Source organism: Geminocystis herdmanii PCC 6308 (assembly GCF_000332235.1).
Taxonomy (GTDB): Bacteria; Cyanobacteriota; Cyanobacteriia; order Cyanobacteriales; family Cyanobacteriaceae; genus Geminocystis; species Geminocystis herdmanii.
Genome location: NZ_CM001775.1, coordinates 1,246,382 through 1,272,374, shown reverse-complemented (window position 1 = coordinate 1,272,374; position 25,993 = coordinate 1,246,382). Strand labels below are relative to the sequence as shown.

General features: G+C 34.3%; 24 protein-coding genes. 17 read left to right on the top strand and 7 right to left on the bottom strand.

What is annotated here, in order from left to right:
• The first annotated feature begins 78 nt into the window (after positions 1 to 78).
• The 9 genes from metH (at position 79) to SYN6308_RS06320 (ending at position 10,990) form a co-directional block, all read left to right on the top strand.
• Entirely contained in the window at positions 79 to 3,630 is a 3,552-nt protein-coding gene (metH, locus tag SYN6308_RS06370; RefSeq protein ID WP_017293606.1) for a methionine synthase, read from the top strand.
• 122 nt (positions 3,631 to 3,752) lie between these two features.
• Positions 3,753 to 5,123, top strand: coding sequence for a DUF6035 family protein (locus SYN6308_RS06365; RefSeq protein WP_017293605.1), 1,371 nt, complete (start codon positions 3,753 to 3,755; stop codon positions 5,121 to 5,123).
• A 185-nt stretch (positions 5,124 to 5,308) separates the two neighbouring features.
• Positions 5,309 to 5,545 (top strand): type II toxin-antitoxin system HicA family toxin, encoded by a 237-nt coding sequence (locus SYN6308_RS06360; RefSeq protein ID WP_017293604.1) that lies wholly within the window; start codon positions 5,309 to 5,311, stop codon positions 5,543 to 5,545.
• A 1-nt stretch (position 5,546) separates the two neighbouring features.
• Positions 5,547 to 5,786, top strand: coding sequence for a type II toxin-antitoxin system HicB family antitoxin (locus SYN6308_RS06355; RefSeq protein ID WP_017293603.1), 240 nt, complete (start codon positions 5,547 to 5,549; stop codon positions 5,784 to 5,786).
• Positions 5,787 to 5,893: 107 nt separating this feature from the next.
• Complete coding sequence (locus tag SYN6308_RS06350; RefSeq protein WP_202803895.1) at positions 5,894 to 6,124, top strand: BrnA antitoxin family protein; 231 nt, start codon at positions 5,894 to 5,896, stop codon at positions 6,122 to 6,124.
• 627 nt (positions 6,125 to 6,751) lie between these two features.
• A complete protein-coding gene (locus tag SYN6308_RS06335; protein ID WP_017293599.1) occupies positions 6,752 to 7,531 on the top strand; it encodes a hypothetical protein in 780 nt (259 codons plus the stop codon).
• 320 nt (positions 7,532 to 7,851) lie between these two features.
• On the top strand, positions 7,852 to 8,661 hold the full coding sequence (locus SYN6308_RS06330; RefSeq protein WP_017293598.1) for a metal ABC transporter permease: 810 nt from the start codon (positions 7,852 to 7,854) through the stop codon (positions 8,659 to 8,661).
• A gap of 260 nt (positions 8,662 to 8,921) precedes the next feature.
• Entirely contained in the window at positions 8,922 to 9,857 is a 936-nt protein-coding gene (locus SYN6308_RS06325; RefSeq protein ID WP_017293597.1) for a ribonuclease Z, read from the top strand.
• 359 nt (positions 9,858 to 10,216) lie between these two features.
• Positions 10,217 to 10,990, top strand: a complete 774-nt coding sequence (locus tag SYN6308_RS06320; RefSeq protein WP_017293596.1) for an RNA polymerase sigma factor SigF — start codon at positions 10,217 to 10,219, stop codon at positions 10,988 to 10,990.
• Between the two features lie 85 nt (positions 10,991 to 11,075).
• Here the strand turns inward: SYN6308_RS06320 and SYN6308_RS06315 are convergent, their stop codons facing one another.
• Together SYN6308_RS06315 and SYN6308_RS06310 are read right to left on the bottom strand one after the other, a co-directional pair.
• Positions 11,076 to 11,819 (bottom strand): YebC/PmpR family DNA-binding transcriptional regulator, encoded by a 744-nt coding sequence (locus tag SYN6308_RS06315; RefSeq protein WP_017293595.1) that lies wholly within the window; start codon positions 11,817 to 11,819, stop codon positions 11,076 to 11,078.
• A 217-nt stretch (positions 11,820 to 12,036) separates the two neighbouring features.
• Positions 12,037 to 13,128 carry a DUF389 domain-containing protein gene (locus SYN6308_RS06310; RefSeq protein WP_017293594.1) on the bottom strand — a complete coding sequence of 364 codons (1,092 nt, stop codon included), beginning with the start codon at positions 13,126 to 13,128 and terminating at the stop codon, positions 12,037 to 12,039.
• 81 nt (positions 13,129 to 13,209) lie between these two features.
• Between SYN6308_RS06310 and SYN6308_RS06305 the strand changes: the two genes are divergently transcribed.
• Both SYN6308_RS06305 and rpmB read left to right on the top strand, forming a co-directional pair.
• Positions 13,210 to 13,449, top strand: a complete 240-nt coding sequence (locus SYN6308_RS06305; RefSeq protein ID WP_017293593.1) for a hypothetical protein — start codon at positions 13,210 to 13,212, stop codon at positions 13,447 to 13,449.
• 248 nt (positions 13,450 to 13,697) lie between these two features.
• Complete coding sequence (rpmB, locus tag SYN6308_RS06300; RefSeq protein WP_017293592.1) at positions 13,698 to 13,940, top strand: 50S ribosomal protein L28; 243 nt, start codon at positions 13,698 to 13,700, stop codon at positions 13,938 to 13,940.
• A gap of 265 nt (positions 13,941 to 14,205) precedes the next feature.
• On the opposite strand, the gene SYN6308_RS06295 is transcribed toward rpmB, so the two are convergent.
• Entirely contained in the window at positions 14,206 to 14,463 is a 258-nt protein-coding gene (locus SYN6308_RS06295; protein WP_017293591.1) for a hypothetical protein, read from the bottom strand.
• A gap of 195 nt (positions 14,464 to 14,658) precedes the next feature.
• Here SYN6308_RS06295 and SYN6308_RS06290 point away from each other — a divergent pair, with 195 nt between their 5' ends.
• From SYN6308_RS06290 to SYN6308_RS24170, 5 genes are all read left to right on the top strand, one after another.
• On the top strand, positions 14,659 to 15,504 hold the full coding sequence (locus tag SYN6308_RS06290) for a hypothetical protein (protein WP_017293590.1): 846 nt from the start codon (positions 14,659 to 14,661) through the stop codon (positions 15,502 to 15,504).
• 96 nt (positions 15,505 to 15,600) lie between these two features.
• A complete protein-coding gene (locus SYN6308_RS06285; RefSeq protein ID WP_017293589.1) occupies positions 15,601 to 16,146 on the top strand; it encodes a TIGR04376 family protein in 546 nt (181 codons plus the stop codon).
• Between the two features lie 26 nt (positions 16,147 to 16,172).
• A complete protein-coding gene (locus SYN6308_RS06280; protein ID WP_017293588.1) occupies positions 16,173 to 16,532 on the top strand; it encodes a hypothetical protein in 360 nt (119 codons plus the stop codon).
• Between the two features lie 85 nt (positions 16,533 to 16,617).
• Positions 16,618 to 18,288: a serine/threonine-protein kinase gene (locus SYN6308_RS06275; protein ID WP_017293587.1), complete on the top strand. Its 1,671-nt coding sequence runs from the start codon at positions 16,618 to 16,620 to the stop codon at positions 18,286 to 18,288.
• A 455-nt stretch (positions 18,289 to 18,743) separates the two neighbouring features.
• Complete coding sequence (locus SYN6308_RS24170) at positions 18,744 to 20,645, top strand: calcium-binding protein (protein WP_017293586.1); 1,902 nt, start codon at positions 18,744 to 18,746, stop codon at positions 20,643 to 20,645.
• Between the two features lie 158 nt (positions 20,646 to 20,803).
• Here the strand turns inward: SYN6308_RS24170 and SYN6308_RS06265 are convergent, their stop codons facing one another.
• From SYN6308_RS06265 to SYN6308_RS06250, 4 genes are all read right to left on the bottom strand, one after another.
• Complete coding sequence (locus SYN6308_RS06265) at positions 20,804 to 21,988, bottom strand: M20 family metallopeptidase (RefSeq protein WP_017293585.1); 1,185 nt, start codon at positions 21,986 to 21,988, stop codon at positions 20,804 to 20,806.
• Positions 21,989 to 22,638: 650 nt separating this feature from the next.
• Positions 22,639 to 22,854 carry a 30S ribosomal protein S18 gene (rpsR, locus tag SYN6308_RS06260; RefSeq protein WP_017293584.1) on the bottom strand — a complete coding sequence of 72 codons (216 nt, stop codon included), beginning with the start codon at positions 22,852 to 22,854 and terminating at the stop codon, positions 22,639 to 22,641.
• A 44-nt stretch (positions 22,855 to 22,898) separates the two neighbouring features.
• A complete protein-coding gene (gene rpmG / locus SYN6308_RS06255) occupies positions 22,899 to 23,093 on the bottom strand; it encodes a 50S ribosomal protein L33 (protein WP_017293583.1) in 195 nt (64 codons plus the stop codon).
• A 954-nt stretch (positions 23,094 to 24,047) separates the two neighbouring features.
• Positions 24,048 to 24,236, bottom strand: a complete 189-nt coding sequence (locus tag SYN6308_RS06250) for a hypothetical protein (RefSeq protein WP_017293582.1) — start codon at positions 24,234 to 24,236, stop codon at positions 24,048 to 24,050.
• Between the two features lie 339 nt (positions 24,237 to 24,575).
• Between SYN6308_RS06250 and SYN6308_RS06245 the strand changes: the two genes are divergently transcribed.
• Complete coding sequence (locus SYN6308_RS06245; protein ID WP_017293581.1) at positions 24,576 to 25,430, top strand: carbohydrate ABC transporter permease; 855 nt, start codon at positions 24,576 to 24,578, stop codon at positions 25,428 to 25,430.
• Positions 25,431 to 25,993 lie beyond the last annotated feature (563 nt).

Genomic DNA, 25,993 nt, shown 5'->3' with positions numbered 1-25,993 from the left:
ACTTATCATAGCCCTTAAATAAGCTATCATTGGTTAATTAACATAACTTTATAGAACTTCTCATAATCTCAATTATCTATGAAAAGCCGATTTTTAGACAGACTCCATAGCGACGATCGACCCGTGCTAGTATTTGATGGTGCCATGGGTACGAATCTGCAAGTGCAAAACCTGACAGCCGAAGACTTTGGTGGTGCAGAATACGAAGGCTGTAACGAGTATCTGGTGCATACTAAACCCGAAGCAGTGGAAACTGTGCATCGAGGATTTTTAGAAGCAGGGGCAGACGTTATCGAAACCGACACCTTTGGGGGTACTCCTTTAGTTTTAGCAGAATATGACCTAGCCGATCGCTCCTATGAGTTAAATAAAACCGCCGCCCAACTTGCCAAACGATTAGCTGAGGAATACTCAACTCCCGAAAAACCCCGTTTCGTGGCTGGAAGTATGGGACCCGGTACAAAATTACCAACATTAGGACATATCGACTACGACACCCTCAAAAACGCCTATGTAACCCAAGTGCAAGGGTTATACGATGGAGGCGCAGACTTATTATTAGTAGAAACCTGTCAGGATGTCTTACAAATCAAAGCCGCCCTTAACGCCATTGAAGAAGTATTTGCGGAAAAAGGAGAAAGACTTCCCCTCATGGTATCCGTTACCATGGAGACAATGGGTACAATGTTAGTGGGTACAGAAATTAACGCCGCCCTCGCCATTTTGGAGCGCTATCCTATCGATATTATGGGGCTAAACTGCGCCACAGGACCAGATTTGATGAAACCCCATATCAAATATTTGAGCGAAAACTCTCCTTTCGTTGTCTCCTGTATTCCCAACGCAGGATTACCTGAAAACGTGGGCGGACAAGCTCATTACCGTTTAACACCCATCGAGTTACGCATGGCATTAATGCACTTTATCGAAGACTTAGGGGTTCAAATTATCGGCGGGTGTTGTGGAACCCGTTACGAGCATATTAGAGCCTTAGCAGACATCGCTAGTACATTAAAACCGAAAGAGAGACAATATCATTATGAGCCTTCGGCTGCATCTATTTATACAACCCAACCTTATCAACAGGATAACTCTTTCCTCATTGTGGGTGAAAGACTCAACGCCAGTGGCTCGAAAAAATGCCGTGATTTACTCAACGCCGAAGATTGGGATGGTTTAATCTCCCTCGCCAAAGCCCAAGTGAAAGAAGGGGCGCATATCCTCGATGTTAACGTGGATTATGTGGGGCGCGACGGGGTGAAAGATATGCACCAATTAGCTTCCCGTCTGGTGAATAACGTTACCCTCCCCTTGATGTTAGACTCCACCGAGTGGCAAAAAATGGAGGCAGGTTTGAAAGTGGCAGGAGGTAAATGTATCCTCAATTCTACCAACTACGAAGACGGAGAAGAACGATTTTTCAAGGTGTTGGAGTTAGCGAAGGAATACGGTGCAGGAATCGTTATTGGTACTATCGATGAAGATGGTATGGCGCGCACTGCTGATCAAAAAGTTGCGATCGCCCAACGTGCCTATAATGATGTGGTAAACTATGGCATTCCAGCCCATGAAATCTTTTTTGATACCCTTGCTTTGCCCATTTCTACTGGGATTGAGGAAGACAGAGAAAACGGAAAAGCTACGATCGAATCGATCCAACGCATCCATGCAATGCTTCCCGAATGTCATTTTATGTTAGGGGTGTCGAATATCTCTTTCGGTTTGAATCCTGCAGCGAGACAGGTGTTAAACTCCGTGTTTCTTCATGAAGCTATGCAAGTAGGAATGGACGGTTCGATCGTATCTGCTAGTAAAATATTACCATTAGCTAAAATTGACGAAGAAGCCCTTAAAATTTGCACGGATTTAATCTATGATAAAAGAGAATTTGACGGTGATATTTGCACTTATGATCCCCTAGGAAAATTAACCACCTTATTTGAGGGTAAAACCACCAAAAGTATTAAAACAAATGTGGCAGATTTACCCATCGAAGAAAGGTTAAAACAACATATTATTGATGGGGAAAGAATTGGTTTAGAAGATGCTTTAAAACTAGCCTTAGAAAAGTATCCGCCCTTAGAAATTATCAACGTCTATTTACTAGATGGCATGAAAGTTGTAGGAGAATTATTTGGTAGTGGACAAATGCAATTACCCTTCGTTTTACAGTCAGCCCAAACCATGAAAGCCGCCGTTGCTTTTCTTGAACCATTTATGGATAAAGCGGATAGTGATGGTAGTGGAAAAGGTACATTTTTAATCGCTACGGTGAAAGGAGATGTTCACGATATTGGCAAAAATTTAGTCGATATTATTCTGTCTAATAACGGCTATAAAGTGATTAATTTAGGTATTAAACAACCCGTAGAAAACATTATTAAAGCCTATCGTGAATCTAACGCAGATTGTATCGCCATGAGTGGTTTATTAGTAAAATCCACTGCTTTTATGAAAGACAATTTAGAGACATTTAACCAAGAGGGAATCAATGTTCCTGTTATCTTAGGGGGTGCGGCATTAACTCCGAAATTTGTTTATGAAGATTGTCAAAATGTCTATCAAGGTAAAGTAGTTTATGGAAAAGATGCCTTTGCCGATTTGCATTTTATGGATAAACTAATGCCTTCTAAAAAAAGTAATCAATGGGATAACCTAGAAGGCTTTTTAGGCGATTTTATGTCAGAAAATAGTATCTTTAAAGGGCGTAATTTTGACGAATCTGGAGAACTCGTAAAACAGGCTTCTAGCCCGTCCAAAAATCAAGAAATAACAGAAATTGATACCCGAAGAAGTGAAGCAGTTGATCCTAATATCGATCGACCAATTCCTCCTTTTTGGGGTACAAAAATTTTATCACCTAATGACTTTGATTTAGATGAACTTTTCTGGTATTTAGACTTACAAGCACTGTTTGCAGGGCAATGGCAATTTCGTAAACCTCAAGGGCAATCGAGAGAGGAATATAATGAGTTTTTACAAGAAAAAGTTTATCCTCTTTTAGAAGAATGGAAAACCAAAATTAAAGCAGAAAATTTGTTACATCCCACTCTAATTTATGGTTATTTTCCTTGCCAATCGGAGGGCAATACTTTATATATTTATAACCCAGAAAATCCTGAAAATAAGGAAGAAATTGCCAAGTTTGAATTTCCCCGTCAAAAGTCTGGTAAAAGGTTATGTATTGCGGACTTTTTCGCCTCTAAAGACTCAGGCATAATCGATGTTTTCCCTCTCCAAGCGGTGACAGTGGGAGAAGTTGCCACAGAATACGCCCAAAAACTGTTTGCTAAGGATGAATATACCAACTACCTTTATTATCACGGGATGGCGGTACAAGTGGCGGAAGCTATGGCGGAATGGTGTCATGCAAGGATTCGCCGTGAGTTGGGTTTTGGGGATTCCGAACCCGATAATATCCGAGAAATGTTACAACAACACTATCAAGGTTCACGGTATAGTTTTGGTTATCCTGCCTGTCCGAATATGCAAGATCAGTATGTACAATTAGATTTACTAGACGCTAAACGGATTGGTATGTATATGGATGAGTCAGAACAAATGTACCCCGAACAGTCCACCAGCGCGATCGTCTGTTATCATCCTGTAGCTAAGTATTTTAGTGCTTAAATGAGGTTTTGGTGGGCATTGCCCACCCTACAAACTTACTTAATTAAGTAGCTTTTTATGTACTTTTTACCAGAATTTACGTTTATTTTAAAATACTATATTTTTAAGAAAGAGTATTGATTATGAGAGATAATTACGATTTTCCTGAAGCAATTAAAAATCCTTATATTAATACTTCTTTAACTAATAAAAAATTAATTAATAGGACAATTCAAGAAGTTTTAAATATACAAACTGGAGAATATCTTAGTGCAGATTATTTTTTCTCTTTATCTGAAGATGTCATTTTTAAAGGAAGAAGAAAGTTAGAAGAATATAATCAAAGGGAAGAAAAATTATTAGTATGCCCTTTTTGTTATCAATCAGTAAAAATTAGGGGAAATAAAACGGGCAAAAAATCAATGCACTTTTCCCATTTATACGATAGCGGTGATTGTCCAATAAAAACAAGTAATAAATATACAGAAGACGAAATTAGAAGAATGAAATATAATGGACAAAAAGAAAGTGAAAGACATAAAATGTTGAAAAATTTTATAGGGGAATTTCTTGAAAAAGATAACAGATTTTATGATGTGCGAATAGAAAGAAATTTTCAGGATAAAGGATTATCTAAAGAATGGAAACGTCCAGATGTTGCCGCTAAATTTAGAGATTTAGATATTGTTTTTGAAATTCAGTTATCAACTACTTTTTTAAGTGTAATTGTTGAAAGAGAGGTATTTTATCAAAAGAATAAGACTTTTATCATTTGGTTTTTTAATCAATTTCATACTCAAGCAGATGAGCAAAAGTTCACGGAAAAAGATATAATTTACTTAAATAATAATAATGCTTTTGTTATTAATAACGAGACAATATTGAAATCACAACAAGAGAATAAGTTGATTTTTCTTTGTTACTATGAAGAAGCTTATATAGATAAAAATAATTATATTATAAAAACTGATTGGACATCAGAATATATAACTTTTGATGAGCTAAAATTTGATTATATTAATTATAAATTATATTATTATAATACTGAAAAAGAAAAAGAAAATTTAATAAATGAACTCAGAAATAAACTAATCATAGAATTTGAGAAATTTTGGCTAGATTATATTAAATTTACTGCAAAATATAGGAGAACAAAACTAGATGAATTACAAAATTTATTTTACTCTCAAAAAACTGATGTTATTCTTAATGATATGATTCATATTGATAAACTATATCCTATATTAAATGCGCTTTATTCTTTTAAGTATGGAAGAATTATTAATTATAATTTTCCTAATTTTCTTGCCTTAATCAACTATGTTTTAGAAGATAGAAAAGAATATGGAAAAGTTTTGTTTTCTGCTATCCGTTACTACAACTATGAACAACTATTACTTTCAGCCGATAAAAAAGGTACTTATCGAAAAAAATTAAATAAATCTCTTGATTGTGAACAAGATCAAAAATATAATAAATTATTAAAAATATTATTTCCTGAGTTGAATCAATAATAAAATCTAATTAGATTTACTAGACATTAAACGGATTGGTATGTATAGGTCTTTATCAGAACAAATATACCCTAAACAGTCCACAAGCTCGATCGTCTGTTATCATCCTGTAGCGAAGTATTTTAGTGCTTAATTTCTCAAAAAATAGTGGGCTTTTTGCTCACCTTAAAAATATAGTATTATTTATGAGTAGAAAGCAAAAATTATTAGACAAAGCCAAAAATAATCCTAAAGGCTTAAGTTTTGATGAGTTTGAAACCTTGTTAAGTTTATATGATTGGATTTTTGATCATCAAACAGGAAGTCATCGCATTTGGTATTCTACCAAGAAAGCACGTTTATCTATTCAACCTGCTAAAAATGGCAAAGCAAAAGCCTATCAAGTAAAACAGTTTCTCAATTTAGAATTGGAGGAAAAGTAAGATGTCACAAACAAAAAAACATGATTTTAATGGTTTTACCATTACCCTTTTTCAAGATGACGAAGACGACTGGGTGGCTTATTTTGTAGAAATGCCCAATGTTTCTGCTTTTGGTGATACTCCCTATATTGCTATCGATGAATTAGAAATTGCGTGGCAAGGTGTGAAGGAAAGTTATCTTAAACATGGGGAGATAATTCCAGTAGCTTCATCTTTTCAACAGCGTTCGATCGTAGTTTAATTTTGAAATTATTGTCGTTGTTTACACAGACATAAACAATATAATTAGAATTATATCAGCACGAAAGGCAACCAAAAATGAGTAACAAATTTACTTCAATGAAATCTATGAGTAATTGGGAAAAACTAGAATCTATGACTGATGAGGATATTGATTTTTCTGATTGCCCAGAAATCAGCCCAGAAATAGCTAAAAATGCTTTCATTAGACGTGGTTTAAAATCTCCTGAAAAACAATCTTTAACTCTTTTTCTTGATGCTGAAGTTGTGAATTGGTACAAACAAAATGAGATTAAGCATCAAACAGAAATAAATCATTTATTAAAAGAGTATATTTGAAAGTATTAATAAATTATGTTATCATCCTGTGGCTAAGTATTTTAGTGCTTAATATATAATTTAAGGTGGGTATCAAATCCCTTTTTAAGTCTCTCTTGTACTAATTCTAATTTTTGTTGAGGAGTTAATTTATGATAATCATACATAATTCTCGTTCGTAGTAATGGCTTTAGCCTTCATTCTACTGATGATAATGCCACTAAAGTGGCAACTACAAACTTTTATTCTTTATTTTCTATTTTCTCAATTAGAAGTTTCGATCGCCCAAGCCTAACCCACAACAAGTAATGCTATGATTAACCTATTAACACAGGCTATAGAACAAAATCAAATGGGTATTCCAGCTTGGCAACCTAGTATTCAAAAAGTAAAATTACAGTGGTAATTATGATTATATTAGAATAAGAAAAACAACAAAATAAATTAAATAGCATGAAACAAACATTAAATCTTTTAAGGGAATAAATAAGTTAAATTATGGAGAATAAAAAAGGTAATTATCGAAAAAAATTCAATCAATCTCTCAATTGTTAACAAGATCAAAAATATAATAAATTATTTAAAAATATTATTTCCTGAATTGAATCAATAATAAAATCTAATTATATTTACTAGACACTATAATTTATGAATGATAAAAATTGGTATTCACAAGAACAAAGAAAATTATTAAAAAAAGAGCGTTATTTTACTGGTTCTCATCATTATTTTTTTGAAGTAAAAGAAGCTAAAAATGGCTCTAAATATATTATTATTGATCAGAGAAAAAAAGTAGGTGATGAATTTATAGGTGCTAAAATTAGAGTTTTTGAAGACGAAATGTCAGAATTTCTAAGGATTTTTGATGATTTAGTTTGTTTTGCATTAAATACAAAGTCAAATAAAACTACTAATATTATTGAAAATAAGATTGAAGAAAATAATAATAGCTTAGACTTAAATCCTCCTTTTTTTAGTAAATTAGTTTCTACTCAAAATTGGCAAGAATTTGAAAAATATACTTATTCTTTATTAAAACTATTAGGAATTAATAACATTTATAGTTTTTTCGGACAAATACAGGCTGGTAGAGCAGATGGTTTTTTTAAGATTGGAAATTTAGCAGTTATCTATGATTGTACATTAAGAATAAGTAATATTGAAGAAAATAAATATGAACAAATAAATAATTACTGTAATCAATTACAGCAAGGTAGTGTTTATATTTCTGATAAAATCAAAGAAGAATTTATTAATTATAATAAACAAGTATGGATTATTACTCAAGGGAAAAGTGAACATATAAAAACAATCAATAATATAAAAATAAAGGAAGTATCAGTCAAAGATTTAATCAAAATCTATGAAGAATATTTAACAAATATTGATAATTATGATTCATTAGAAATAAGACTATATAATTTATAATTGTACTTAATAATTAGTAAAAAAAATATAACTGTTATGAGTTATAAAATAGGTACTATTTTTTATGGTAAAGTGTTTTAACGATCATCACAAGTTAATTTAAAACTAAATACGAAAGTTAAAATTATTATTGAAGAAAAGAATCAAGAAAATGTCAATTGCGATCGAGCTTACACTTTTTAAAAACAGGTAGAAATATCAACATCTATCTCTTTTATTGAGATCGTCATCAACTTAGATTTTTTTAAGTATGAAATAATTTTTATTATAAATAATGCCTTATAACGATTAATTAATACTTCAATTCTCAATTCTGAATCATGCTTGATATATTAAACTTTGAATTTATGCAAAATGCCATTATGGCAGGTGTTTTAGTAAGTATCGCCTGTGGCATTATTGGTACATTTGTCGTGGTGAATCGTATTGTTTTTATTAGTGGCGGTATTGCCCATGCCGCCTATGGTGGTATTGGCTTAGGTTACTTTTTTGGCTTTAATCCTTTTATTGGCGCTATCATATTTGCCGTGTTGTCGGGCTTAGGGATGGGAATAGTGGAAAAAAAAACCAAAGAACGATCGGATACTATTATAGGCACAATGTGGGCGATCGGCATGGGTATCGGTATCATTTTAATTGATTTAACCAAAGGCTATAAACCCAATTTGATGAGTTATTTATTCGGTAGTATTCTCGCTGTACCGAAAAATGATTTATGGATTATGTTAATTTTAGACATCATTATTGTGGTGATGGTATGCCTATTCTATAAAGAATTATTAGCGATCTCTTTTGATCCTGTTTTTGCTACTACCCGTAATATTCCTGTTAATAGCTTATACCTAATGTTGATCGGTTCGATCGCACTTACCATCGTCATGGTGATGCAAGTAGTTGGATTAATCATGGTAATCGCCTTATTAACCATTCCTCCTGCCGTAGCGAATCAATTTGTAGGAGAAATTAAACAGATGATGATATGGAGTACAATTTTGGGAATAGCCTTTATTTTCATCGGTTTATGGCTTTCCTATAGCTTTAACTTAACTTCGGGGGCAACAATTATTGTGGTGTCAGGATTAGCTTATTTTCTCAGTTTAGGAGTTAAATATTACTTAGCACGAGAATAATTTAATGTTGATGAAGGTTAGGTTTTAGGGATTAGTTTATTTATAAAAATTATGCCTCCCTAAAGCCTCATAATATAATCAATTTTTAATTCTTTAACGAAGCAATCTCTAAAACTCAACTTTTCAAAAAAATTAAACCACAAAACCGATACTTAAGTAGTTAATTACTTTCGCTCTTGTCTTTATCAAAATTTTACATCGAAGACTGGTATAATGAAAAATAATGTAACATTATAGTTAGGCTCGATCGAAAAATCATCGTGGAAATAACTTTTTTAGGCACAAGTTCAGGCGTACCAACCAAATTCAGAAATGTCTCCAGCGTGGCTTTAAGGTTGACTCAACGGGGCGAAATATGGTTATTTGACTGCGGAGAAGGTACTCAACATCAACTATTACGCAGTGACTTAAAAACCTCCCAACTCAAGAAAATTTTTGTAACCCATATGCACGGAGATCATACTTTTGGGTTAATGGGATTATTAGCTAGTTGTGGTTTAGGCGCTCACGCTGAAAACGTTGAAGTATATGGTCCTCCGGGAATCGAACCCTACTTGAAATCTTGCATGAAATATTCTCATACCTATTTTCCCTACGGTGTAGAAATCAAAACTGTCGAGCCGGGGTTAGTCTATGAAGATGAAGAATTAACCGTCACCTGTGAACTTTTAAAACATCGGGTAACAGCATACGGCTATCGTGTGACAGAAAAAGATCGATCGGGCAAATTTGATATAGAAAAAGCACAAAAAATGGGTATCCCTTTTGGTCCTGTTTATGGCAAACTTAAAGCAGGAGAAATCGTTACCCTTGAGGATGGTAGAACATTTAAGGGTGCTGAATTTTGTGGACCAACAGAAATAGGTCGTAAATTTGTTTACTGTACCGATACGGTTTTTTGTGAAAGTGCGATCGAGCTATCCCAAGATGCAGACGTATTAATTCATGAAGCCACCTTTGCCCATCAAGATGCCCAAATGGCTTTTGAGAAAATGCACTCCACCACCACCATGGCGGCTCAAGTCGCCTTAGCGGCTCAAGTCAAACAACTAATTATGACTCACTTTAGCCCCCGTTACGCTCCAGGCAACCCTCTCCAGTTAAAAGATTTGCTCAAAGAAGCCCAAGCAATTTTTCCTGATACCTTGTTAGCCTACGACTTCTTTCATTACGAAATTCCTCGCCGTAAATCATGACGCAAAATTGTCATTGTTAGCAATAAAAAAGAATCTCAAAGTCTTGTCCTTAAAATTATTAACTTTAAACTATTTTTTAAATTAAGATTTTGTAATAAAAGACACTGAAAATACTAGATAAAAGAAACTTAATTGATATTCAAAGAGGGATAAATTAAGTAAATTTAAAATTTATCCGTATATATAGTTAAATTCCCTCATTGTTAATGATAAAAATACAGTAAATACCCCATTGTTTTAGGTTAATCCAATTAGCTAGAATAGGGTAAGACTTAAATCTCAAACTATCATTGACCATTAAAAAACAAAAAATATAACAATTGTCCCTATTTTACTTATAAATAAGTAACCGTAAGATTATGTATAGCAAAACTTCATCAGAATATAAATTTGATAACGATCGACTCTTTACCTGTTATCAGGACAGTCAGAATCTGAAAATTCGTAATGAAATTTTAAAACTGAACTTAGGCTTAGTAAGGAAAGAAGTTTGTCATTGGCTTAATCAGTGTCAAGAAAATTATGATGATTTATTACAAGTAGGTTGTCTTGGCTTGATCCGTGCTATAGAAAGATTTGATCCCGACAAAGGTTTTGCGTTTAGTTCATTTGCTCTACCTTATATCAGAGGGGAAATTCAACATTATCTCAGAGATAAAGGTTATTCGATTCGTATTCCTCGCCGTTGTTTAGAGTTGAAAACCCAATCAAATCGCATTGTTAGAGATTTAAGAATTAAATTAAATCGTCAACCCACCGACAAAGAAATAGCCAAAGAATTAGGGATTTCTTTTGAAGAATGGCAAGATGTTAAGTTAGCTCATCAAAACAGAGAACCTATTAGTTTAGATGCTACCACGAATAATGATGATGATAAAACAACTTTAGCAGATTGTTTGCCCGATAATCAATACCGTAGTTTCCAATTGGTACAGGAAGATAAAATAAGATTAAATAATGCTTTAGAACAATTAGAAGATGGTACAAGAAAAGTCTTAGAATTTGTTTTTTTACAGGATTTGACTCAAAAAGAAACTGCCGACAAGTTGGGCATCAGTGTTATTACAGTATCTCGTCGAGTGAAAAAAGGTATTGCGAAAATGAGAGGGCTTATTCAGCCTGATGAATTTTAATTTGTCTTAAAGCAGATGAAATTTAAGTTCGTAGTGAGCCTTTTAAGGCTTATTAATTCATGGCTAAAGCCACTACTACAAACTTTTATTTTTGTTCTAAATATAATTCGGCATTGGTTGTAACATTCTGAACATCGTCTAAGGATTCGAGGGTATCTATCAAACGGGATAGAAATTTAATCTGGTCTCGATCGACAATTTCTACCGTATTATTAGGTATCCACCGCAATTCTAATTCTTTCACCACAAAATTATATGCTGTCAAGGTTTGATTTAAGATTTCTAAGGCGGTAACTTCCGTAAAAACTTCCGCGCCTTGATAGTCTTCTTCATGGATAATCTCATAGGTATCAGCATTCGCCGTCACACAAGCCTCTAGGAGTTTATCTTCTTCTATGTCTCCTTCAATAATAGCAACGCCTTTTTGATCAAACATCCAACTAACGCAACCAGTTTCCCCCAGATTTCCGCCGTTTTTGCTAAAGGCGACTCGAATGTCGGCAGCAGTACGATTACGGTTATCTGTCAAGGCTTCAATTAATACCGCAACTCCACCGATACCGTAGCCTTCATATCTAATTTCTTCTAAAATGCTGTCATCATCGCCGTAAGTTCCTGCACCCTTGGCGATGGCTCGATCGATGTTATCATTAGGAATACCCGCTATTTTCGCTTTTTCAATGGCTGTACGCAACTGAAAATTTCCTTCAGGATCAGGTAATCCGGCACGAGCCGCCACAATGATAGCACGAGAAAGTTGAGTGAAAGTTTTGCCTTTTTTTGCATCAACTACGGCTTTTTCTCGTTTAATATTTGCCCATTTGCCCATGTACTATTTCCTCCTTACTATTAAAATTAATCGTATTTTCAATAGTTAATAATATTTATGGTGACAAATTATTAATATCTTGTCAAAGATTAAATAGACTTCCCCAAAAAAAGATTTTTACTCTTGTTTGTAGTGATGGCTTTAGCCATTAGACTTTTCCAACAATTGACAAAAGAAGGGTTAAAACCCTTACTACGAAATTATTTATGATGAAAAGTTACTTCAAGGGAATAATTTGATTATTTTCAGGGAGAGAAAAGTTATTACCATCTATTTCTAACGGAAAAGTAGGGATTTCTTTATCTTCTCCCGTAATTCTTTTCACGGGGATAACAGAAAAAATAAGATCAAATGTTCGATCGAGCCGTTGATTAAGATAATCTTGTACTAATCTAACTTGTCGGGGAGATATTTGTTTATCGGTTTGTAAAGTCACGGTAATAACAGGGGTTTTAGTTGTCCAAACTATTTTTACTTTCACATTCTCTACATCTTTCCCCACGGTAATAGTTTCATTAACTAATTTTCGATTAATCTCCGTTTCTATCTGTTGTTGTTGCAATAAACGGAAAAAACTAGCTCCTAAAGGTATCATTAAAAAAATAGTGAGTAAAGTAGTCCATCCTAATATCTGACTTGCTTTCGTATAACCAGAAACGATAAAAGCAATCATACAAGCAAGAGTAATGCCCAAAAGATTGGTAATATACAATAAAAAAGCACCAATAGCATAAGGATAGTTACCCATAGCTAAGGAAATCCCGACAACACACAAAGGAGGCATCAAAGCTACGGCAATGGCAGTACCTGCTAAGGTTTCACTGATACCCTCTCGAATTTTGCCAAAACCACTAATTCCTCCAGCGGTGATAGCAATGCCTAAATCAATCAGATTGGGTTGAGTTCGTGCTATAATTTCTGAACCCATATCTGGTAAAGAAGCTATTTTGGCGATCGTACTGGAAAGAAAAAGAGAGACTAAAGTTGCTCCAACAATAGATAGTATCGCTTTTTTAAATAAGTTTAAATCCCCCTCACAGGCAGAAAAAGCTAATCCTCGTAAGGGTAACATCAAAGGTGCAACAATCATCGCCCCAATAATAACTGCCGTGCTATTACTGAGTAATCCAAAAGTAGCAATTAAACAAGCGGCGATGGTACATAAAATAAAGTCAACACTCCAAGAGGAATCATAGGATAATTTTTGATGTAATGACTTGACTTTTTCGGGATTTCTCGGGGGAATAACTCGATAAAATGTCATTCTTAACCAACGGCACACTGCTTTAAATTTTCTTTTTTTAACCATTTGTAACTAAATTTAGAGACTCGATCGAACATCTTTACTTTTTAAGAATAGAATTTAAAATAACATAATGAAGTTTAAACTATGAACAATTCTTTTTTTGATCCTAATCAAAATAATAACAATAATAATCAAGACATCGATCGAGAAGAGTTAGCAAAAATATCTCCTCAAAAAAGACGAGAATTTACTAAATTATTTGTTATCCTGATTACTATTGGTTTAATTATCGGTACGATCGTTTCCTTTGCTTTAATTAAAGTAATGACTAAATTCGGCTTAACTGAAAAAACTCCCCAATTTGAAAGAATACAAGAAAATTGAGAATTGAGAATTAAGAATTGAGAATTGAGAATTGCGCATTAGAAATTAATAGACTTCTTCAGCAAAAATAAATTTTAAATAAATTTGTAGTCATGGTTTTAACCTTTATTCTATTTAATTCCTCATTTTCCATTCTCCATTCTCCATTCTCCATTCATTTGTAGATTGCCATAAGCACAAAATCACAGTAAAATGGAAGTTTGCACGATAAACTAAATATTTATAGATAAATCAGGAGATAATTTGTTATGCGAGTATGTCAACTCACTGGAAAAAGAGCGAATAATTGTTTTGCGGTTTCTCACTCCCATCGTAGAACTAAAAGATTACAACACGCCAATTTACAAGATAAAAGAATTTGGTGGGCTGAGGGTAACTGTTTTGTTAAACTTCGTATTTCGACAAAAGCCCTCAAAACTTTAGATAATAGAGGTTTAAGCGCGATGGCAAAAGAGGCAGGTATTGATTTAAACCAGTATAAAGTTTTATAAAAATCACTCTTGAAACAGAGTTTGGTGAGGAATAATAATCATCGTAAATTAGTTTTCCTCATCTTTTCGATGCAAGAATGTCTGATAAGGGCAAGTTTCAGGTTGCAGGTTTCAGGTGTAATTTTCAGAAGATTATATAATTTGATCAAAGAATTGAAGATAAAAAAATCAATTAAGATATATTTGTTGTCAATTCTTTAACCTAATACCTAATAGCTAACACCTGACACCTTTACAGCACCGAAAATTTTATCTCAAACTCAGGTTAAATTGAATCTCGATCGACACTACCAAAAAATACAGGTTCAACTCGAATACAAACAATATTAGCAGGGCGCACCACCATATATTCTCCTTGAATATTTTTGATAGGTACATTAATAAAATCTTTAGAGTCAGCTTTTGGTATTAACTCTCCACTGTACCATTTTTGAAACTCTTGTATCGTGGGAAAACGTACTTCTTCTTTATGTCCGTTACTAATTAATATATGTACTGTATATTCATCTAGTTTTCTTGCCATGAAAGATAATCCCTACAATAAATTTAATATTCGTTAATTATTTTTGCATAGAATGAACAATGAACAATGAATAATGAACCATCATTCTTCGGAATAAAATTATATGCCATTAAAATGCGTCGATCGCTTAATATTTAGAAATCAGATCGATCGAACCCTTAAATATTTATAACTCTCAATTAGTATTATATAATTATGAACCATACTAAACCAAAAATAGGCTTAAAAAACAACTTCGATAAATTATTATTTCTCTTGGCAACGGTTTATTTAATGTCAGTAATGGCATGGATTTGGAAACAACATCAGACTCAGCAAATAACCTCATCACTCCCCCCTATTAACAACAATCAACAATCTCAAAGCAATAATATAGTACCGTTAAATCAAGAAAATATCCCCTTACCAACCTTACCAAATAATCAAATCAATTTAGTTTCCGTTGATAATAAAAACCCCAACTCTCCTTCGTTGACTCCTCCTCCGCCTTTACCTTCTTTGTCTCAACCCACATCTTTTAATAATACTTTAACAATTCCACCCTTACCGAATACTCAAATTTCTGCTAATCCTTCGGAAGTTTCTCCTCTCCCTATTCCTCAACCCCCTCAACCTATGTTACCTCCTCCCCCCCCTCTACCTTCCATCAATAATATAGTTAATTCTTCTCCTTCTTCTTCTCCTTCTTCTCCCATTTCTCCTCCCCCTCCTCCAAAAAAACTAACAAAAGTGCCTGTTATTTCTTCTGCTAATAATAGTATTTCTCCTGCTAATAATCAGAATAATAACACTGTTTCGATCGCATCTTTACCTTCAGAAGCCCCAAAAGAAACTAACTATAATTACACTTTACTCGGAGTGGTAGAATTAGGAAATAGTGATAGTCTTGCTATGTTTAATATTAATAATATCACTGAAAAAGTTTCCATCGGCTCTGAAATTGGTACAACGGGTTGGGTATTAATGGGCATCAATGATAAACAAGCGATAATTAGTCGTAATAATCAATCTATTTATGTACGAGTCGGAGAAACTTTCTAATTTTTCATTTTTCATTGCGAGGCACAAAGCAATCTCAGCAACTTTTTTTTACCTATCATGAAAAACTAATTTTGTCAACTTTAAAAATTAAAAAATATGAATTTTTTTGAAGATTTTACCAAGTTTTTAGAATCCCGTTTAGATGAATTTTTACAAAGTAATCCTCATCTAAATTTAACCATTATTGCTCAGGAATTAAAACAAGAAAAAAATGATACCATTAAGTTAATTTTACAAGGAGAATCTGAACTAAAAAAAATTGAAAATAATCTATTAACTATCGGTAAAGATATTCAAACATGGCATAATCGCATTGAAAAAGCACAACAAGCTGGAAGATTAGATTTAGCTCAAGAAGCAGAAAATCGACAAAATTCTTTATTAACTCAGGGGGCTTTATTCTGGCGACAAATGGAGGAAATTAAACAAAAAATTATCTTAAATAAAGAATTGTTAAGTTCGATCGAAACCAAAGAAAAAGAAGTTAATCTAAAAATAGAACAATTAAAAGCCACTCAAAATTATACCAATACTTATCAAGCACCATCATGGAATCAAACAAATTATAACGATGATTTAGAAAGTAAATTTCAGCAGTGGGAAATTGATCAGCAATTACAAGAAATGAAAAAAAATCTGTAACTTAATTTTTTAATTAATCACAAAATATGAAACATTTATCTTTAATATTAGGGCTATTTTTATCCCTAAATTATCCTACCTTAGTACAAGCTCAAACTTTACCATCAGCAGAAGAAGTTGGTACTTTATTTGGTAATTATATGTGTCAATCTTTGATCAAAACAGGCTCAATGAGTGATGATAAAATGATGGAAGAATTTGTTAGTAATTTAATCAATAAATACGGAGAAGAAAATACTGTTCAATTAATGGATAAATTAGAAGGAGTTTTTAAGAAAGATAAACTAGGAGACGATCGATATGGTTTAGAATTAATGAGAGGAGCATTAAATCAGCTTATCAATAATGACAGTTGTTTTCAAGTTTTTGTCAATGAAATATTTTAAGGCAAAAGTAGGAAAGATTAGGGCAGAAAATCCAGTAAAATAATAAATAATTCCACAGCGATCATCATCAACATCCGTAATCACTATGATTTATTGGAAAACAGGGCAGATAATTCAAAAAGGAAAATATGTGGTTGATAAAGTTTTAGGCACAGGGGGATCGGGTATTACATATCGTGCCAGAGATGTTCAAACTGGAGATATTGTCGCCATAAAAACTCTTAATCCCACCATTCAAGCACAACCAGACTTTATCAAACATCAAGAAAGATTTATTCAAGAGGCTTTTCGTTTAGCTAAATGTAGTCATGCCCATGTTATCCAAGTGGACGATGTCTGTCAAGAAGGTGAATTATGGTGTATGGTGATGGAGTATATAGACGGCGGTAATTTAGAAAGTTTAGTTAAGCAAAAAGGCGGACTTGAAGAAGTTGAGGCGATTCGCTATATTTATCAAATTGGTAGTGCCTTAAGTTATATCCATAAAAGAGGAATTTTGCACCGAGATGTTAAACCAGCCAATATCATGCGTCGCAGTCAAACGAATGAAGCGGTGTTGATTGATTTTGGTTTAGCCAGAGATTTTATTGAGGATAAAACCCAAATCCATACTAACTCTCGTACGGAAGGTTTTGCACCCTTAGAACAATATTCCCGTAATGCCAAAAGGGGTGCTTATACCGATGTTTACGCTTTAGGGGCAACTTTATATTATATCCTTACATTACAAATACCTTTCCCCGCTCAATTTCGGACTCAAGGTATTAATTTAATTCCTCCCCAACAACATAACCCGAAAATTAGCGATCGAACAAACTTAGCCATATTGAAGAGTATGGAGTTACATTCAGAACATCGACCAGAATCCATTGCTGAATGGTTAACTATGCTCACAGAAAATACCGAAATTATTTTATCGTCTTCTCCCATTCAAGCTAAAAAAGTAGAAGAAAATACTCCCACTATTAACGAAACATCTACTATTGAAGAATCTTCTCCCACGATTACAGCTAATTCAGTACCTTTTCCCATAATGCCCGTACCTCCCGTACCGAAAAAAGTTCGTCGTGTGGTAAAAAAAACTAGGGTGATAGCTACTCCACCTGATGATTATACCTATGATCCATTTTCCCCTACCAGATTTCAAAATACTCCTGCCACAGTATCACCTGCAACCCAGTCGGCTTCGGTGTTCGATCGAGATCAAGTATTTAATGACTATGACGGTATAGATAAAGACTCCATCCCGACTCAAGTAGCGACTCCTGAAACATCTTTAGAATCAGAACCTGAAGTAATTTCTCCTTCCGAAGTGGGACTCGACTACAGTACCCTAGAAACATTATTACAAAATCAATCATGGCGTAAAGCCGATGAAGAAACCCAAAAATTGATGTTAAAAGCCGTTAACAAAGAAGATAGTAAGTGTATCGATCGATCGGCAATGAATAAATTTCCCTGTCGAGACTTACAAACCATTGATCAATTATGGGTTAAATATAGCAATGGTAAATTTGGTTTCTCCGTACAAAAAAGAATTTATCAAAGTTTAGGGGGAAAAAGAGGCTACGACAAAAAAGTGTGGGAAACCGTGGGCGATCGACTAGGATGGAGAATGAACGGTACATGGTTATTTCAAGATTATTTGATTTATACCAACAAAGCACCTCAAGGACATTTACCCAGTGTTGCCATGTCTGGATTATTAGAAAGAGGAATATATACTCTCATGTCTCGTCTCATGGACTGTAATTAGGGTTTGCTGAATAAATCAGAAAGCTATTAAAATGAAAGGTTTAGATATAATACATTAGTGAAAAAGTGCTCCGTTTTAAGGATTTTTATTCAAAAATTCAACACTTTTAACCTTATTTTTTAAAATACAACTATACTCATTTTATCTATTAACAGCATCAAAACCTTGATGTTTCAGTATTTCTCCTATCTCCTGTCTCCTAACTCCTATCTCCCTAATCGATAAAGACTATGAGGCAAATCCTAATTAATAAGCATTTTATCTATCTTCAACTTATTTTGACCTAAGTCGTTATATATTTTTTGTTTTTAGTTCAAATAGCGTAAATAATGATATACTATTTATATAGTTACATTTACTTAAACTTTCAGTTAACCCATCAATCTGAATATATATAAAGAGTAAATTCATAAGGCACAAGAATGGAAGCCGAAAACTAAATTATCACCCTCACTATGGGGTGGATAACGTTGCTTAATTGGAGTAATATCACAAATATTGAAAATATTATCATTAATACCACTGGCAATGGCGCACAAACCATTACGACAGGAGTTAATTTTGAAAACTCATTTGCTCCTCTTGGGGTAGCACTTACCACAAAAACATCTGGTGCTGGTGCTATTAACCTTACCATGACTACATTTACTGGTACGGCAACACTGATAACAACATCTGGTGCTGGTGCTCAAGATATTGTCACAGGTTCGGGTATTACCATTGTAGAAGCAATATCCTCAGATGGAGCATTGAATATTAAAGGTGTAGGTCTAAATCAGGCATTTGCAACTACAACAGGAGCAGGTGCTCAGACAATTGGTGATGGCAGTGGTAATGGTGCTAATCTTGTTTTAGTGAATGCAATATCCTCTGGAGGCTCACAAACCATAACCAGTACCAGTGCAAATACTGTCATAATAGAAGCAATATCGGGGGCAGGAAAACAAGTTATTACAACAGGTTCAGGTGCTGATATTATCACGGCATCAACAACAAGTGCTACTAATACCATTAATACTGGGGCAGGTAACGATCGAATTACTATTTTTCCGACAACTTCAGGTAGTTACACTATCGATGGCGGTATAGGTAATGACACCATAACAGGGGGAGCAGGAAATGATACTCTCATTGGTGGTGTTGGTAATGATATTTTGAATGGAGGTGCTGGTGTTGATAGTATGAGCGGTGGTGATGGTGATGATATTTATTATGTCAATATTGCTACAGATATAGTAACGGAAACTAATCCTAATGCCAGTATAGGAGGCATTGATGCCGTTCGATCGACCATCACCTATACTTTACCTATCAATGTAGAAAACCTAATCTTAGAAGGTACTGCGAACATTAATGCAATGGGAAATACATTGGATAATGTCATCACAGGCAATAGTGGCAATAATATTCTGAATGGTTATGTAGGTAACGATACCCTCAGTGGACGACTAGGAAATGATACATTAGATGGTGGAGACGGGAATGACGATCTCCAAGGAAATGAAGGTGATGATGTAATTTATGGGGGTAACGGTGATGATACTGTTCGTGGCGGAAAGGATAATGATACTATTTATGGTGGAGTTGGTAATGATACCCTTCGGGGTGATTTAGGTAATGATGTGATCCGTGGACAAGTGGGAAATGATACCTTAGATGGTGGAGACGGGAATGATGATCTTCAAGGAAATGAAGGTGATGATGTAATTTATGGAGGGAACGGTGATGATACTGTTCGTGGCGGAAAGGATAATGATACTATTTATGGTGGAGAGGGAAATGATAGCCTTCGAGGTGATTTAGGTAATGATATTCTTTATGGTGAAAACGGTAATGATATTCTTTATGGTGGAAACGCAAACAATCCAGACTATCCTGGCGTAGATGGTAATGATATTCTTTCTGGTGGAGATGGTGATGACACCATTTTTGGAGAACAAGGAGATGATCTTCTCTATGGTGATAACGATAATGATCAAATCTTTGGCGGAGATGGAAATGATACCCTCATTGGTGGTAGTGGTAATGATACCTTAACCGGTGGAACTGGACAAGACTATTTCCTCTTTAATTCTCCTGAAGAGGGGATCGATCAAATTACTGACTTTAATATCACAGATGACACGATTTTAGTTAATCGCACAGGGTTTGGCGGTGATTTACCTTTAGGAGAATTATTCGTCGATCGATTCCATATCGGTTCATCAGCGAGTACTTTAGATCATCGTTTCTTTTATAATTCCAGTAATGGAGGATTATTCTTTGATGCAGATGGTAGTGGCACCACGACGGCGGTGCAATTTGCAACTTTAAACACGGGATTAGCTATGACACATCAAGATATTATGATTGTGTAACTGTCTCGGTCATAAAAATTATGAATGATAAAATGAACGAAAACCATTCATAATTTTTTGTTCACATTTGATTAATATTCTTTCTAATTAATTATTGATCGAGGACATATCCTTTGATTGTTTTTGGGATTTAATCATCACTGTCACGATCGACTATATCAGTTTTTTGATTCATTAAAATACTGATAAGCACTATAAGCCATCGTAACAACCCCCGTGACGATCGAAGACTCATCCAACTCAAAACGAGGATGATGCAGAGGATAATTATGTTGATCACTTTTACCTACTCCCAACCTAAACATTGTACCCGGAGCATGATCTAAATATACAGCAAAATCTTCCGCCCCCAAAGACGGCTCAAGAATAGAAATTACCTTTTCTTCTCCTAGGGCTTCTAAAGAGGCTTTCTCCATAATTTTGGTTAACTTCACATCATTTTGTACACTAGGCAAACGATGACAATAGTTAATCTGACATTTTGCTCCATAGGTATTACAAATTCCTTCCACAATTTGTTGAATCCATGTGGGTAAATTTTCTCGGATTTCAGGATTGAGCGATCGCACCGTACCCACCATTTTAACCTGATCAGCGATAATATTAGGAGCGATACCACCATTAATTTGACCAATAGTCAACACCAGAGGATGTAAAGGGTTTTGCATTCTACTGATCGCTTGTTGCAACGCCGAAATTACCTGAGCCGAAATCCAAATCGCATCAATAGCCTGATGAGGACGTGCGCCATGCCCTGCCTCCCCTTGTATAATAATCTCTAAGTCATCCATTGCCGAAGTTAAAGCACCGTAACGAATGCCCACACAACGAGCAGGAATAGACGGGAAAACATGAACCCCAAAAATAGCAGAAATATCTTTCATTGCCCCTTCCTCCACCATCCACAACGCTCCCTGAGCGATTTCTTCCGCAGGTTGGAAGATAAAACGAATATTTCCCTGTAAACCTTCTTTTAACTGAGATAATACCATGGCAGTACCAAGCCCGATCGTGGTGTGTAGATCATGTCCACAGGCGTGCATCACTCCCGGTATCTTCGAGGCAAATTCTAACTGAGTTGCTTCTTGAATCGGTAAAGCATCCATATCCGTACGAATCCCCAGATAAAGATTACTCTTAGCGTTACCCTTTAATTCACCAATTACCCCAGTTTTACCCACACCTTCCCTTACCATCAAGCCACAGGAAGACAAAACCCCCGCCACATAAGCACCTGTTTGATGTTCATGACCACTCAATTCAGGATGAGCATGAAAATGACGGCGAATTTCAATTAATCTTGGTGCTAAATCTGAGGCTAAATCTTTAATCTTACTAAGCATTATTTCAATCAATCACAGTTTATTAAATCTATCATAATTAAAATTATCTACTTAGGCGTTGCCTCATAGTATTTTGATGGGGAGTGATGTTAGATAATAGATGTTAAGTATTAAGTAAAATAATGAAAAATTAAAGTTTTGAGACTTTGTATAGATAAGGTGTCACCTCAGTTCGACATAAAGAAAATGATGAAAACTAGACAGGTAGACAAGTGGACAAGTGGACAAGTAGAAAAATTCCCAATATTTGTGGGTTTTAAAAATAATTTTATTGACTCAAAAAAAACACAATCCTCCTGTTTGCCTGTCTGCCTGTCTTCCAAGTCAGTCCTCACCTATTTTTATATCGAACTCAGGTGGTGTCAGGTATCAGGTATTAAAAAATCAGTAAAAAAGTTGAACAAAAATTGATTTTATCAAAATTAAATTAAGTGATTAATTGATCTAAACAAAGAAATTATTAACCTGCAACCTGTCACCCAAAATCTATTAACCTCAAGAATTCTTTTATAGAACTCAGGTAAACTCTATTTAGGAATGGCTAAAAAAATTTTGATTTTGATAAAGAGAAACAAAAAGTAATGAGTAATGAGTAATGAGTAATAACTCATGGAGAGTAATTCTCAATGCTCAATTCTCAATTCTTAAAATTAACCTTCTACATTAACAAAAGGTAATAAAGCCACCAAACGAGCTTGTTTTACCGCTCTGGTTAAATCTCTTTGTTGACGAGCCGTTAAGCTAGTGATACGACGAGGAAGCATTTTACCTCTTTCAGTGATGAACTTGTGTAATAATTCAACGTCTTTGTAGTCAATAGGTTGACTTGGAGGAATAGGAGATAATCTTTTGCGAAAATAAGCCATAATTTATAATTTAATCCTTTTTTTAGTTTAAAAACATCAAGAAACTATTTAATTTCTTTGTGAATAGTATGTTTGTTGCAATGGGTACAGAATTTTTTTAATTCTAATCTGCCGGTGGTATTGCGTCTATTTTTCATAGTGGTATAACGAGAAACACCTTTAGAACGCTTATCGAGATTAGTACGACACTCGGTGCATTCAAGAGTGATAATTAAACGGACACCTTTTTTACTTGCCATTTTTTTTAGTTTAAGTTACTATAACAGTAATTTTATACACAATCTATTATTATCCTACACAACCCAAACTTTTGACAAGGTTTTTTTGGAAACTTAAGATTTGGATATTTTAGGTAAAGACATAAAATTTTACGTCTCCACTGTAGTGATCTATTAACTTAGAAATGATGGATAAAATAATTCTCTAAAGTTCATAATTATACTAACCTGTTCCTCAAAACAAAATTGATGCCCCAATAGTTGGAGTTATTCAAAATTTAATTATGAAACAAGTCTATTGATTTGATTAAGAAATATAAAGTAAAATCAAGAAAAATTACAAACTCTCTGTTTTACTAGCCAACCCTGAGCAAATAAATTATATTGGTGAGTAGGTACTCAAGAGAGAAGTAAAACCTCTTTCCCAAAAGTGCATTAGAGTTTGTACCCCCCGCTCTGATGATTGATTGCTAACTTGAAAACTGTGACTTCTGAGATTGTTTAACTTGACTTGAATAGTTGTAGTGTAAATAAAAAAGTCGAAGAAAGAGGCGTTAATAAAGTTACGTTGGTTGTTTTCTAGCCCGATCGAGTTACGTTAGTTGAGTTAATTTTCAATTTGTGATTTGTCGGTTATGTAAGCCCAGTGTAAAAGTTAGTGAACTGTTAACCTTTAGTAACTCAGAATTTCTGAGATAAATTTTTGACTCTTATTTCACCTAATATACCATAACCCTCCTAGTTTCTATGGGGGGTTTTGTTATTTAATTTTTTGGGGGAAAGTTGAGTTTTAGAGGGTGTCATCAATGAAAACTAAAAAGAGAGACAATATATTTCCGAATTAGGATAGATTGAAAGGAGTGCTACCATCTCACAGAGTATTTTTTTGAATAAGAGGAATTTATTAGGGATGACAGTTAATCTGTCAGTGTACAACCAAAGCCATTTATCGGACTCGAACCGATGACTTACTGATTACGAATCAGTTGCTCTATCTTTCAAACCCTTGTGGTCATTTACCCATTTTTCTACACAACAAACACGATGGTCTGCTTCACTGACAATATATGTTAGTAACAATACAGCTAGTTGACCATAACTTAATCCCTTACGATTACTATGAGGTGGCAACAAATTTTCATCAATGATTTGTACAATATTCATTTGTGTTAACCAATAAATAATTAATGGCAAATCATCGACTCTTTCTGACTGGGTTTGTACAATGATTAGTTCACTCCATCTTGTTAAACAGTATATTCAGTAATGATTTTAACCTTTTTTTGCCAACCATCTTATTTTATTTGAGCGAACGATGAGTTGCAACATTCTCATTTTTTGAAAGTTTTTTAAAAAGTTCCATCGAACTTGCTAAACTGTAATAGAAATAGTACTCTTAGATCGAAGATGATAGCCTATAAGAAATAAAAATTTTTGAGTTCAATTTAGTAAGCTACAATTGTAATAAATTAAATCTACCAAATTTTACCTTTAACACATCACTTGGATATTTTCAAAAAACCTAACCTAATAGCTTGGTTATTTCTTGCACCAGCCTTAACTTTTCTGACAATATTTCTTTTTTTCCCCATTATTTTCCTAATCTATCTTAGCTTTACCAACGGTAACATAGTCGCAGGTAAATGGATAGGGTTAGCAAATTATCGAAGATTAATCATTGATTCTGATTTTCGTCAAATAATATTCAATACAGCCTATTTTTCGATCGTCACCATCATCCCCAGCATTATAATTCCATTAGCATTAAGTATCCTCTTAAATCAAAACATAATTTTCAGAGGATTTTTTCGCACCGCCTACTTTATCCCTAGCATCACCTCCTTAGTTGCCATGGGTTTAGGTTTTCGCTGGTTATTTCAAAATAATGGACCCATTAACGAATTTTTATCATCATTAAATATTATCCCTATTCCTTGGCTAAATAGTACATTTTGGGCGATGCCCATACTAATAATTTTTAGTACATGGAGACAAATCGGCTTTAACCTAGTCGTCTTTTTAGCCGGATTACAAGCCATTCCCCAATCCCGTTACGAAGCCGCCGAATTAGATGGAGCAAAATTTTGGGCAAAACTTTGGTATATAACCCTACCCGCCTTAAAACCAACCCTAATATTTGCCACCATAACCACATCTATTTTCACATTTCGATCGTTCGAGCAAGTATATATCATAACCAATGGAGGGCCATCCAACTCCACCAATATACTTTCCTACTATATATATGAACAAGCCTTTCGCCAATTTAACTTCGGTTACGCCTCAGCTAGTACAACTATTCTATTGTTGATTGCCCTTATTCTCGTCATTCTTCAACTAACCATCTGGCGAGACTAATTTGTAGGTTGGGTTGAGGAAACGAAACCCAACAAAAACTTCAAACTTGACGGAGTAGGGCGATGCACTGCCCACCAAATCAAAAAAAAAATTTTAAAAGAAAAACCCATATAAATCAACACTTCTAGCCATCATTAAAAAGAAAATAAAAAAAAGATTGGCAAAAAAGTTGCCGATTTTTTTTTTATTAGTTATATTAGTAAATGTGCGATTGAGGCAAACGCCCCAGTCTAACACACCACGAACCTCGACAATTCAATAGTTTGAAAGCCATTTTCAAATATAACATACACCCTTGTTAAAGAACTTTAAATTAACAAACAAGTATTAAATTACTAAAAACAAAGAGCAATCAAAAAGCTCATTATAGAAGACTGAGTAGCGAAAGTAAAAAGAAATCTACAATGGAGAGTTTGATCCTGGCTCAGGATGAACGCTGGCGGTATGCTTAACACATGCAAGTCGAACGGTCTCTTCGGAGATAGTGGCGGACGGGTGAGGAACGCGTGAGAATCTGCCTTTAGGTCGGGGACAACATTTGGAAACAAATGCTAATACCGGAT

Excerpts from the sequence above, each read along its gene's own strand:
- metH (WP_017293606.1), top strand. The coding sequence starts at position 79 with ATGAAAAGCCGATTTTTAGACAGACTCCATAGCGACGATCGACCCGTG.
- SYN6308_RS06365 (WP_017293605.1), top strand. The coding sequence starts at position 3,753 with ATGAGAGATAATTACGATTTTCCTGAAGCAATTAAAAATCCTTATATT.
- SYN6308_RS06360 (WP_017293604.1), top strand. The coding sequence starts at position 5,309 with ATGAGTAGAAAGCAAAAATTATTAGACAAAGCCAAAAATAATCCTAAA.
- SYN6308_RS06355 (WP_017293603.1), top strand. The coding sequence starts at position 5,547 with ATGTCACAAACAAAAAAACATGATTTTAATGGTTTTACCATTACCCTT.
- SYN6308_RS06350 (WP_202803895.1), top strand. The coding sequence starts at position 5,894 with ATGAGTAATTGGGAAAAACTAGAATCTATGACTGATGAGGATATTGAT.
- SYN6308_RS06335 (WP_017293599.1), top strand. The coding sequence starts at position 6,752 with ATGAATGATAAAAATTGGTATTCACAAGAACAAAGAAAATTATTAAAA.
- SYN6308_RS06330 (WP_017293598.1), top strand. The coding sequence starts at position 7,852 with ATGCTTGATATATTAAACTTTGAATTTATGCAAAATGCCATTATGGCA.
- SYN6308_RS06320 (WP_017293596.1), top strand. The coding sequence starts at position 10,217 with ATGTATAGCAAAACTTCATCAGAATATAAATTTGATAACGATCGACTC.
- SYN6308_RS06315 (WP_017293595.1), bottom strand. The coding sequence starts at position 11,819 with ATGGGCAAATGGGCAAATATTAAACGAGAAAAAGCCGTAGTTGATGCA.
- SYN6308_RS06310 (WP_017293594.1), bottom strand. The coding sequence starts at position 13,128 with ATGGTTAAAAAAAGAAAATTTAAAGCAGTGTGCCGTTGGTTAAGAATG.
- SYN6308_RS06305 (WP_017293593.1), top strand. The coding sequence starts at position 13,210 with ATGAACAATTCTTTTTTTGATCCTAATCAAAATAATAACAATAATAAT.
- rpmB (WP_017293592.1), top strand. The coding sequence starts at position 13,698 with ATGCGAGTATGTCAACTCACTGGAAAAAGAGCGAATAATTGTTTTGCG.
- SYN6308_RS06295 (WP_017293591.1), bottom strand. The coding sequence starts at position 14,463 with ATGGCAAGAAAACTAGATGAATATACAGTACATATATTAATTAGTAAC.
- SYN6308_RS06290 (WP_017293590.1), top strand. The coding sequence starts at position 14,659 with ATGAACCATACTAAACCAAAAATAGGCTTAAAAAACAACTTCGATAAA.
- SYN6308_RS06285 (WP_017293589.1), top strand. The coding sequence starts at position 15,601 with ATGAATTTTTTTGAAGATTTTACCAAGTTTTTAGAATCCCGTTTAGAT.
- SYN6308_RS06280 (WP_017293588.1), top strand. The coding sequence starts at position 16,173 with ATGAAACATTTATCTTTAATATTAGGGCTATTTTTATCCCTAAATTAT.
- SYN6308_RS06275 (WP_017293587.1), top strand. The coding sequence starts at position 16,618 with ATGATTTATTGGAAAACAGGGCAGATAATTCAAAAAGGAAAATATGTG.
- SYN6308_RS24170 (WP_017293586.1), top strand. The coding sequence starts at position 18,744 with ATGGGGTGGATAACGTTGCTTAATTGGAGTAATATCACAAATATTGAA.
- SYN6308_RS06265 (WP_017293585.1), bottom strand. The coding sequence starts at position 21,988 with ATGCTTAGTAAGATTAAAGATTTAGCCTCAGATTTAGCACCAAGATTA.
- rpsR (WP_017293584.1), bottom strand. The coding sequence starts at position 22,854 with ATGGCTTATTTTCGCAAAAGATTATCTCCTATTCCTCCAAGTCAACCT.
- rpmG (WP_017293583.1), bottom strand. The coding sequence starts at position 23,093 with ATGGCAAGTAAAAAAGGTGTCCGTTTAATTATCACTCTTGAATGCACC.
- SYN6308_RS06250 (WP_017293582.1), bottom strand. The coding sequence starts at position 24,236 with ATGAATATTGTACAAATCATTGATGAAAATTTGTTGCCACCTCATAGT.